The following is an 8934-nucleotide window of genomic DNA, read 5'->3' on the forward strand; positions in this document are numbered from 1 at the left end:
ATTTTCTTGAGGCTTTTTTATGTTCAATAAAGTTATAGGTTTTAAGTGCTACGTTCTACGTATAACATAAAACTTATTACGTAATACTTCATAAACACCCCTATAATCCCCTCAAGAGGATAGTTTGCATAGATTTTTATTCTAGTAAATCTAACGTCTTATAACTTATCACTCAAAACTTACAACTTATAACTCAAAACCCGCGTTAGGGATAGTAGTGGAAATCCTTTTGTAGGAATTGAATTTTTCTAATCTGTAATAGAATCTTCTTCTACAAAAGATTGGAACGGATAGCCCGACCGAAGGGAACGCCATAATAATAAACAATTGAATGAAGAATTTTTATATATTTAGGTTTTAAAGTAAAAGAAGATATGAAACCATTTAATGTGCGTGTATATGCGTTATTGGAGCACAAGGGAAAGGTATTGGTGATTCACGAGCCGTTTCAGGGAGAATTAATTTATAAGTTTCCTGGAGGTGGACTGGAGTTTGGTGAAGGAACTAAAGATTGTATAAGGAGAGAGATAAAAGAGGAATTGAATTTGAAAGTGGAAGTTCATGAGCATTTTTATACACAAGATTTTTTTGTGCTGAATGCTTTTGATCCAACAGAACAGGTTTTATTAATTTATTATAAAGCGACAATTACAGAGAAAGCATTGGCTAAATTGAAAATTTTGGATGCTGATATCAACGAATTGTTATGGTTATCGAAAGAAGAATTGAATGTAGAGAAATTTACACTGGATGCAGATAAAGTGGTAGTTGATTTGTATAAAAAAGAAAACTTCGAATCTTAAGACTCGAAGTTTATTATTTTTTGATCATCAAAATACTGTATAACAGCGTATTTCATTAACAAGGTTTGCTCATTAGTTTTAAGCGGTGGTAAATCTTCCAACAACTCAAAATGTGGCCAACCATCTGGATCTAATCCATCGAAACGATAAAAACCAAAAGGTTCTAACACGCGACAAACTGCAATGTGTAATAAATTGAGTTTATCATCTTTTTTAAATCGTTTTTTTCCTTGTCCTAATTCTTGAACACCGATTAAAAAAAGAATGGTATCTAAATCTGGTCTTTCACCGTCTGTGAAATTTTGTTGAAAAAATTCTTCAATCAGTTTCCACTTGTTGGTGTTTGATGATGATTCTTCTGTAAATTTTGATATATCCATTTAGAATTTACGTCCTTTGTGACGCATATGTGGGTTTTGTAATTGCGAATTACTTACGTTGAAACGTTTCATTTGATCATTCATCATTTTGATTTGATCTGTAAACATTCCTTTCGAATCGTTTTTCTTCGCTTCTTTAATATAACCTTCCGCTTCTTTCTTTTTACCTTTTGACATTGCAGCTCCAGCCAAAGATAAATTAGCCATTGCTCTGTCATGATCAAATGATAAACCGTAGTTTAAGGCTTCTTTCATATATTTTTCTGAAACGGCAACATTGTCCTGCGCTTCAGTAATTCCCATCATATAATGGTAATATCCCATTTGTTTAGGAATTAATTCTGATGATGGATTTTTGATCTTTTGTAACCATTTTTTCGCTTTTGCCATATCCTCTTTACGTAAAAACCAGAAAGCTAACAAGATGTTTTCGTTTCTGAAATAGAATAAAATTGGAAATACAGCGACTAATAACGAAACAAATCCCCAACCGTATTCGCGAATGGTAAACAAAAAGATTGCTAAAGCGATTAATACAGCGGCGATTACTAATTTAATGTATTTGTTCATCGATTATAAATATGATTTGATATTATCTGCAATTTCGATCATTTTCTCGGCAGATAATTGAAGTTTTGGATTTGAGAAATTGATATCTTGCATTGTATTTAGAGGAACCAAATGCACATGTACATGTGGTACCTCTAAACCAACAACAGCTACGCCAACGCGTAAACAAGGTATTGCTTTTTCTATAGCTTGTGCAATTTCATAAGAAAAGTCCATTAAACCTAAATAGGTTTCTTTGTCTAAATCGAAGATTTTATCGACTTCTTTTTTCGGGATAACCAATACATGACCTTCTACCAAAGGAAACGCGTCCAAAATAGCGATGTACTTATCGTTTTCGGCAATTTTGTATGATGGTATTTCTCCGTTTATAATTTTAGTGAAAATGCTTGCCATATGTTTTTTAATTTTTGAAATCTTAGTCCAAAGATATTTCTAAAATTTCAAAATTTAAAGTCATTCCGTTAGGTAATGTAATTTCTGCAACTTCTCCAAGTGATTTTCCTAACAATCCTTTTGCGATTGGAGTATTTACAGAGATGCGCATTTTAGCTAAATCAGCCTCAGATTCAGGTACCAAAGTGTACACTAATTCTTGTCCGTTCGCTGTATTTTTTATTTTAACTTTTGATAATATTGATACTTTAGAATGGTCTAATTTAGATTCATCAATTACGCGTGCATATGCTACAACTTCTTTCAATTTAGCAATTTGCATCTCTAACATTCCTTGAGCTTCTTTTGCAGCATCGTATTCTGCATTTTCAGATAAATCTCCTTTATCACGAGCATCAGCAATTTGTTGCGAAATTTTTGGACGCTCAAAAGTTTCTAACTGATGAAGCTCTTCACGCAACTTTTCTAATCCTTCTTTCGTTACATATTGTATATTTGCCATAACAACAATGTTTAATTAATTTTTTATTAAATAGGTCTTATAAAATAAATAATCCTACACATATGTAATACTATGCGCAGGACTATTTAGTTATTGTACTACAAAGATAATAAAAAAAATACAGCAAATTAAAAATGAAACAATTTATTAAAACGATTCTAAATAAGGTTATTTTGGTTTGTGTTTTTGCAAGCTTATTTCAAGGTTGTAATTCAGATGACGGTGTAGTAAGTTGTGTGCCAAATACGATTGTGAATGTTTCAATCAATATCAATTTACCTTTGTATTCTAATCTAAACAATCCAGGAGGATGGGTATATGTAGATGGAGCAACAGCTGGTTCTAGAGGTTTGATTGTGGTGCGTACGGCTTCTGGTTTCAAAGCTTACGATCGTAATGCGCCGCATATTTGTCCTGGTGCAGAAACTACTTTGTATGTAAAGAATGACATCAGTATTGTATGTGATGCAGATAATTCTGAATGGATTTTATTAACAGGACAACCTACAAAAGTAGCGAACAGAGCACCAAGAACTTACCAAGTGTATGTAAATGCAAATGGAACGCTTACAATAACGAATTAAATTTTTTAACGAAAGTTTTTTTAATTCACTCAAAAAATAATAATCTTTGCAGGCATCGAAATTATACTTCTTTATTATGCATGCATAAATTTTTCGAATGGTTTTTGAATTAAATTATTTTTAAAAAAAGATAATTTCGTTGTAAAGATTACTCAAATCCATTATTTTTGGTAAATCAAAATTTTATCAATTAAAAAATATTAATAATGAGCATTATTTCGCATATCCATGCAAGACAAATTTTAGATTCTCGTGGTAACCCAACTGTAGAAGTAGACGTGTATACAGAATCAGGTGTTTTAGGTCGTGCAGCTGTTCCATCAGGAGCATCTACAGGAGAGTATGAAGCAGTAGAATTACGTGATGGTGGAGACTTGTACTTAGGTAAAGGAGTTTTGAAAGCTATCGAGAATGTAAATGAAGTGATTGCTCCAGAATTAATTGGTTTTTCTGTTTTTGAACAAAATTTAATCGATCAAGTAATGATTGATTTAGATGGAACTGAAAACAAAGCTAAATTGGGTGCTAATGCAATTTTGGGTGTTTCTTTAGCGGTTGCAAAAGCTGCAGCAGAAGAATTAGGTTTACCATTGTTTAGATACATCGGTGGAGTTAATGCAAACACATTACCAGTTCCAATGATGAATATCGTAAATGGAGGTTCTCACTCTGATGCGCCTATCGCATTCCAAGAATTTATGATTATGCCAGTTCAGGCAGAATCTTTTTCTGATGCGTTACGCAAAGGAACAGAAGTTTTTCATGCATTAAAGAAAATTTTACACGATCGTGGTTTATCTACAGCAGTAGGTGACGAAGGTGGATTTGCACCAACTTTTGATGGTACAGAAGATGCTTTAGATACTGTAATTTCTGCAATAGAAAAAGCAGGTTACAAAGCAGGTGAAGAAATTATGATTGCATTAGATTGTGCATCATCAGAATTCTATCACGATGGAAAATATGACTATACAAAATTTGAAGGAGAGAAAGGAGCTATCCGTACTTCTGCAGAGCAAGCAGCTTATTTAGCAGAATTGACAGAGAAATATCCAATTATTTCTATTGAAGATGGTATGGATGAAAACGATTGGGAAGGTTGGAAAATCTTAACAGATAAAATCGGTAAACGTGTTCAAATTGTTGGAGACGATTTATTGGTAACGAATGTAACTAAATTAGAAAAAGCAATTGATGCTGAAACAGCAAATTCTATCTTAGTAAAATTCAATCAAATTGGTACGTTAACAGAAACGATCAAAGCAGTACAAATGGCGCAAAATGCACGTTATACAGCAGTTATGTCTCATCGTTCTGGAGAAACAGAAGATGCTACAATTGCAGATTTAGCTGTTGCTTTGAACACAGGACAAATCAAAACTGGTTCTGCTTCTCGCTCTGATCGTATGGCGAAATACAACCAATTATTACGTATTGAAGAGATTCTTGGAGAAACTGCAATTTTTCCAGGGCTTAAGGCTTTTAAAGTTAAGCGATAAAATAATTTGAGACTGATATTTATCAGTCTCAAATTAATAAAAAAAGTGTAAATTACGCAATAAATAATATAAACTATAAAATGTCAGATAAGGTAATATTAAATTACAACGGAAATGAGTTGGAGCTACCTGTTACAACTGGTACAATGGATGAAAAATCTATTGATATTTCCAAGTTAAGAAGTGCTACTGGATTAATCACAATGGATCCAGGTTACAAAAATACAGGGGCATGCGAATCTAGAATTACATTTTTAGATGGTGAAGAAGGTAAGTTGATGTACCGTGGATATCCTATTGAACAATTAGCAGAGAAATCTTCTTTCGTAGAAGTAATGTATTTGTTAATCAAAGGAGAATTACCTACACAAGCTGAATTAGATAAATTTATCGCTGATATTAATGAGTATAACTATGTGTCAGAAGATTTAATCAAAATCTTAGATGCATTCCCAAGTTCTGCTCACCCAATGGGAGTATTAACATCTTTAACAGCTGCTTTATCAGCATTCAACCCAAAAGTTGTTGATGTTACTTCTCCAGATGATATGTACAAAGCGGCAGTTACTTTATTAGGTAAATTCCCAGTATTAGCGTCTTGGACACAAAGAAAAATTAAAGGATTACCAGTTAACTACTCTAACGATAAATTATCTTATGTAGAAAATTTTTATCAATTATTATTCAAAAAACCAGGTCAAGAATTAGACTTAGATCCAGTTATTATTGATGCAATTGACAAATTATTAATCTTACACGCAGATCACGAGCAAAACTGTTCTACATCAAGTGTACGTTTAGTAGGTTCTTCTCATGCAGGTTTATTTGCTTCTATCTCTGGAGGTATTTCTGCATTATGGGGACCATTACACGGAGGTGCTAACCAAGCAGTATTAGAAATGTTAGAAGCGATCAAAAATGATGGTGGAGATGTTGAAAAATACTTAGCTAAAGCAAAAGATAAAAACGATCCATTCCGTTTAATGGGATTTGGACACCGTGTTTATAAAAACTTTGACCCTCGTGCGAAAATCATCAAAGTAGCTGCGGATAACGTTTTAGAGAAATTAGGAATCAATGACCCTATTTTAGATATTGCGAAAAAATTAGAGCAAGCTGCTTTAGAAGACGAGTATTTCAAATCAAGAAACTTATATCCAAACGTAGATTTCTATTCAGGAATTATTTACAAAGCGTTAGATATCCCAACTGAAATGTTTACAGTTATGTTTGCTGTTGGACGTTTACCAGGATGGATTGCACAATGGATGGAAATGCGCGAAACAAATCAACCAATTGGTCGCCCTCGTCAATTATACACAGGAGCACCATTACGTGATTACGTTGAAATTGAAAACAGATAAGAATTTTCTTATTTATCATATAATCCGAAAATCAAACTTTGATTTTCGGATTTTTTTTAACAATTAATTTTTAGAGATTGTTTGTTTAAAATATGTTAAAACCTTATTTTTAAGTAAATTAAATTTTGTAACCATGAAATTTGAGAAAATACATAATAAAGGTCAAGCGCAAATCTTCGAAAACAAATACCTCGAAATGTTGACAAAAGGTCATCCCGCAGTTATTTGGGGAATGTACATTCCTCTACTTTCCTATTGTATTTATTATGGAATTTCTAGCTACGATTTATCTACAATAACAGTTATTTCAATTTTTTTTGGAGCGATGTTATTTTGGACCTTGTTCGAATATTTTGCGCATCGTTATCTTTTTCATTGGACAGCCGAACAACCAAGTCTAAAACGAATTGTTTACATTTTTCATGGAAATCATCATCATTATCCACGCGATAAACAACGTTTGTTTATGCCTCCAGTTCCAAGTATTCTTTTGGCGTCAATCATTTTCTTGATTCAATATTTAATTTTAGGGAAATATGCTTTTGCTTTCTTTCCTGGTTTTATGATTGGCTATTTATTGTATGCGTCTATGCATTATTTGATTCACGCTGTTGCGCCGCCTTTCAAGTTTATGAAACCACTTTGGCGCAATCATCATTTGCATCATTATAAAGACGAAGAATTAGGTTTTGGCGTTTCCAATACGTTTTGGGATCGTATTTTCGGAACAATGTTCGACTTAAAGAATGAAAAAGAAGACAAAGAAAAAGTAAAAGAATTGATGTTTGAGAAGAAAAGTTAATATGAATAGTATCAAAACTATAATACTTTTATTGTTATTTTCTAATTTGCTTTTTGCTCAAGAAATAAAAGAAAATTTTTCTGCTGAATTAGTGGTTTTAAATGATGAAAATTTAAAAGAAATAATTACGAATATAAATCTTAATGATTATTGTATTAATAAAGGCTATGTTTGGTATTTAAATTATAAAAAAGATTATTTACAATTATCAAGTATTTCTAGATACAAACTTTATGGAATAAAGACTAATTATTATGCAACTATGATTAATAATAACCTTATTTTCATAAGATTAAATAAAGAAAATGATTCGATTTTTAAGAAGTTAGGATTCAGGATTAATTTAAATGATTTCAAATCAAATATAATCTCAACTGGACCTCATACTACTTCTTGGTATTTTAAAAAGGTAAATGAAAAAACAGAATTGGTAAAAGAAAATATCTTTCCATGTGTTTATAATTAGATGTTTGAGAAGAAAAGTTAATTTTTCGTATCTTCCGTCAAATTAAGTTTACACAAAAAATGAAAAAATATACTTTACTTGCGATTGGACTGCTTGCATTCAATCAAGCAAACGCGCAATATTCTAAAGAAAATCAAAAGAAATATGTCGAAGAATTAGCTTCTGATGCTATGCAAGGTCGAAAATTTGGAACACCCGAAAATCGATTGGCTGCTGAATTGATTGCTGAAAAATTCAAACAAAATAAATTAAAACCTTGTGTTGGTGATTCATATTTAATCGAATTTGAATATAAAGGGAAAACGGGACAAAATGTTTGTGGAATCAAAGAAGGGAAATCGTCTGATATTTATGCTGTTGGTGCGCATTTTGATCATGTTGGAACAGATGACAAAGGTGAGGATAAAATTTATAATGGAGCGGATGATAATGCGAGTGGAACTTCGGCTGTAATGGCTTTGTCTGATTATTTCAAAAATAAAAAAGTTAAGCAAACCATGATGTTTATGGCTTTTGATGCTGAAGAAATTGGATTAATTGGTTCTAAAATGTTGGTAGAAAATACAGATTTTCAATCATATTTACCAAATATGAAAGTGATGTTGAATCTTGAAATGATTGGAACTGTTTCTGCTTTTGGTGAAGGAAAAGTGTATATGACAGGTAGCGATCGTTCGGATTTGATGAATTTGATGAACAACAATTCGACTAGAACATTCAAAGTCGAAAACGATCCTTATTTACAACAACAATTATTTTATCGTTCGGATAATGTAAATTTTGTAAATCATAAAGTGGTATCGCATGCGCTTTCTTCTGTAAACATGGAAAATCAACATCATTATCATCAAAAAAATGATGAAGTTTCGGTGATTAATTTCGAAAATCTATCAGAAATTACGCAAGGAATTGGACATTCTTTATACGAAATGATGAAGAAAAATATTCAACCAAAATATAACGATTAATGGATAAAGCAATTAATATTGTTAGTATTGCAGTTATTGTAATTTTATTGTTAGCGTTTTTATCAGAAAAATTTTTCCCAATAAAAGGTCTTGAATTGTTTTATGAGAAAAAGTTTTATCTCGCAATTATTTATTTAATTTTAAGAGTTTCCAGAATTTATATTCTTCGAAAATCAAAATAAATTTTTAAATCCGTTCCAATTTCAGAACGGATTTTTTAGTACCTTTTATTTACCTTAAAATAAATGTATGGAAGGTTATTTAGGAATCGTTTTGCGCTGTATTTCGGTGTATTTTTTTATGTTAATTGCACTTAGAATTTTTGGTAAACAACAATTATCGCAATTAAATACAGCAGATGTTATTTTGATTTTATTGATTAGTAATGCTGTTCAAAATGCTATGGTTGGTTCAGATTCGAGCTTGCAAGGTGGATTGATAGCAGCTTTTGTATTGTTTCTTTTAAATTTTATTGTCAAAAAGATACTGCTAAAGAATAAATTTTTAGGAAACTTAATTGAACAAAAACCTGAAATTTTAATCCGTAATGGAAAAGCTGATTTTACGATGTTGTGCAAATTGGGAATTAATTCGGAAGAA

General features: G+C 31.6%; 12 protein-coding genes. 8 read left to right on the top strand and 4 right to left on the bottom strand.

The genetic code is table 11. The features are described from left to right. Nucleotides 1-374 precede the first annotated feature (374 nt). On the top strand, nucleotides 375-803 hold the full coding sequence (locus B2217_RS00915; RefSeq protein ID WP_180905999.1) for an NUDIX domain-containing protein: 429 nt from the start codon (nucleotides 375-377) through the stop codon (nucleotides 801-803). On the opposite strand, the gene B2217_RS00920 is transcribed toward B2217_RS00915, so the two are convergent. The 4 genes from B2217_RS00920 to greA are packed head-to-tail and all read right to left on the bottom strand — an operon-like array spanning nucleotide 800 to nucleotide 2651. Further along, the gene (locus B2217_RS00920; RefSeq protein WP_052217679.1) at nucleotides 800-1183 is read right to left on the bottom strand and encodes a hypothetical protein; all 384 of its coding nucleotides are present in this window, start codon (nucleotides 1181-1183) and stop codon (nucleotides 800-802) included. The two genes, B2217_RS00915 and B2217_RS00920, sit on opposite strands and share 4 nt — an antisense overlap. Then, complete coding sequence (locus tag B2217_RS00925; protein WP_038333778.1) at nucleotides 1184-1753, bottom strand: tetratricopeptide repeat protein; 570 nt, start codon at nucleotides 1751-1753, stop codon at nucleotides 1184-1186. It lies immediately after the preceding gene. A gap of 3 nt (nucleotides 1754-1756) precedes the next feature. Further along, nucleotides 1757-2149: an HIT family protein gene (locus B2217_RS00930; protein ID WP_114999218.1), complete on the bottom strand. Its 393-nt coding sequence runs from the start codon at nucleotides 2147-2149 to the stop codon at nucleotides 1757-1759. Between the two features lie 22 nt (nucleotides 2150-2171). Beyond that, a complete protein-coding gene (gene greA / locus B2217_RS00935) occupies nucleotides 2172-2651 on the bottom strand; it encodes a transcription elongation factor GreA (RefSeq protein ID WP_019976987.1) in 480 nt (159 codons plus the stop codon). A gap of 134 nt (nucleotides 2652-2785) precedes the next feature. On the opposite strand from greA, the gene B2217_RS00940 reads away from it, so the two are divergent. The 7 genes from B2217_RS00940 to B2217_RS00970 form a co-directional block, all read left to right on the top strand. Further along, nucleotides 2786-3235 carry a hypothetical protein gene (locus B2217_RS00940; RefSeq protein ID WP_114999220.1) on the top strand — a complete coding sequence of 150 codons (450 nt, stop codon included), beginning with the start codon at nucleotides 2786-2788 and terminating at the stop codon, nucleotides 3233-3235. Nucleotides 3236-3441: 206 nt separating this feature from the next. Next, complete coding sequence (eno, locus tag B2217_RS00945; protein WP_038333789.1) at nucleotides 3442-4734, top strand: phosphopyruvate hydratase; 1293 nt, start codon at nucleotides 3442-3444, stop codon at nucleotides 4732-4734. An 80-nt stretch (nucleotides 4735-4814) separates the two neighbouring features. Beyond that, nucleotides 4815-6098 (top strand): citrate synthase, encoded by a 1284-nt coding sequence (locus tag B2217_RS00950; protein ID WP_219035370.1) that lies wholly within the window; start codon nucleotides 4815-4817, stop codon nucleotides 6096-6098. A gap of 133 nt (nucleotides 6099-6231) precedes the next feature. After that, nucleotides 6232-6900, top strand: a complete 669-nt coding sequence (locus B2217_RS00955; protein WP_291098793.1) for a sterol desaturase family protein — start codon at nucleotides 6232-6234, stop codon at nucleotides 6898-6900. A 1-nt stretch (nucleotide 6901) separates the two neighbouring features. Further along, nucleotides 6902-7366: a hypothetical protein gene (locus B2217_RS00960; protein ID WP_280050277.1), complete on the top strand. Its 465-nt coding sequence runs from the start codon at nucleotides 6902-6904 to the stop codon at nucleotides 7364-7366. Between the two features lie 59 nt (nucleotides 7367-7425). Further along, on the top strand, nucleotides 7426-8334 hold the full coding sequence (locus tag B2217_RS00965; RefSeq protein WP_291121980.1) for a M28 family metallopeptidase: 909 nt from the start codon (nucleotides 7426-7428) through the stop codon (nucleotides 8332-8334). Between the two features lie 249 nt (nucleotides 8335-8583). Next, the coding region (locus tag B2217_RS00970; RefSeq protein WP_291121982.1) for a DUF421 domain-containing protein at nucleotides 8584-8934 on the top strand (351 nt) is incomplete at its 3' end.

It is taken from the genome of Empedobacter sp. UBA7620 (genome assembly GCF_002484185.1).
GTDB classification, from domain to species: domain Bacteria; phylum Bacteroidota; class Bacteroidia; order Flavobacteriales; family Weeksellaceae; genus Empedobacter; species Empedobacter falsenii_C.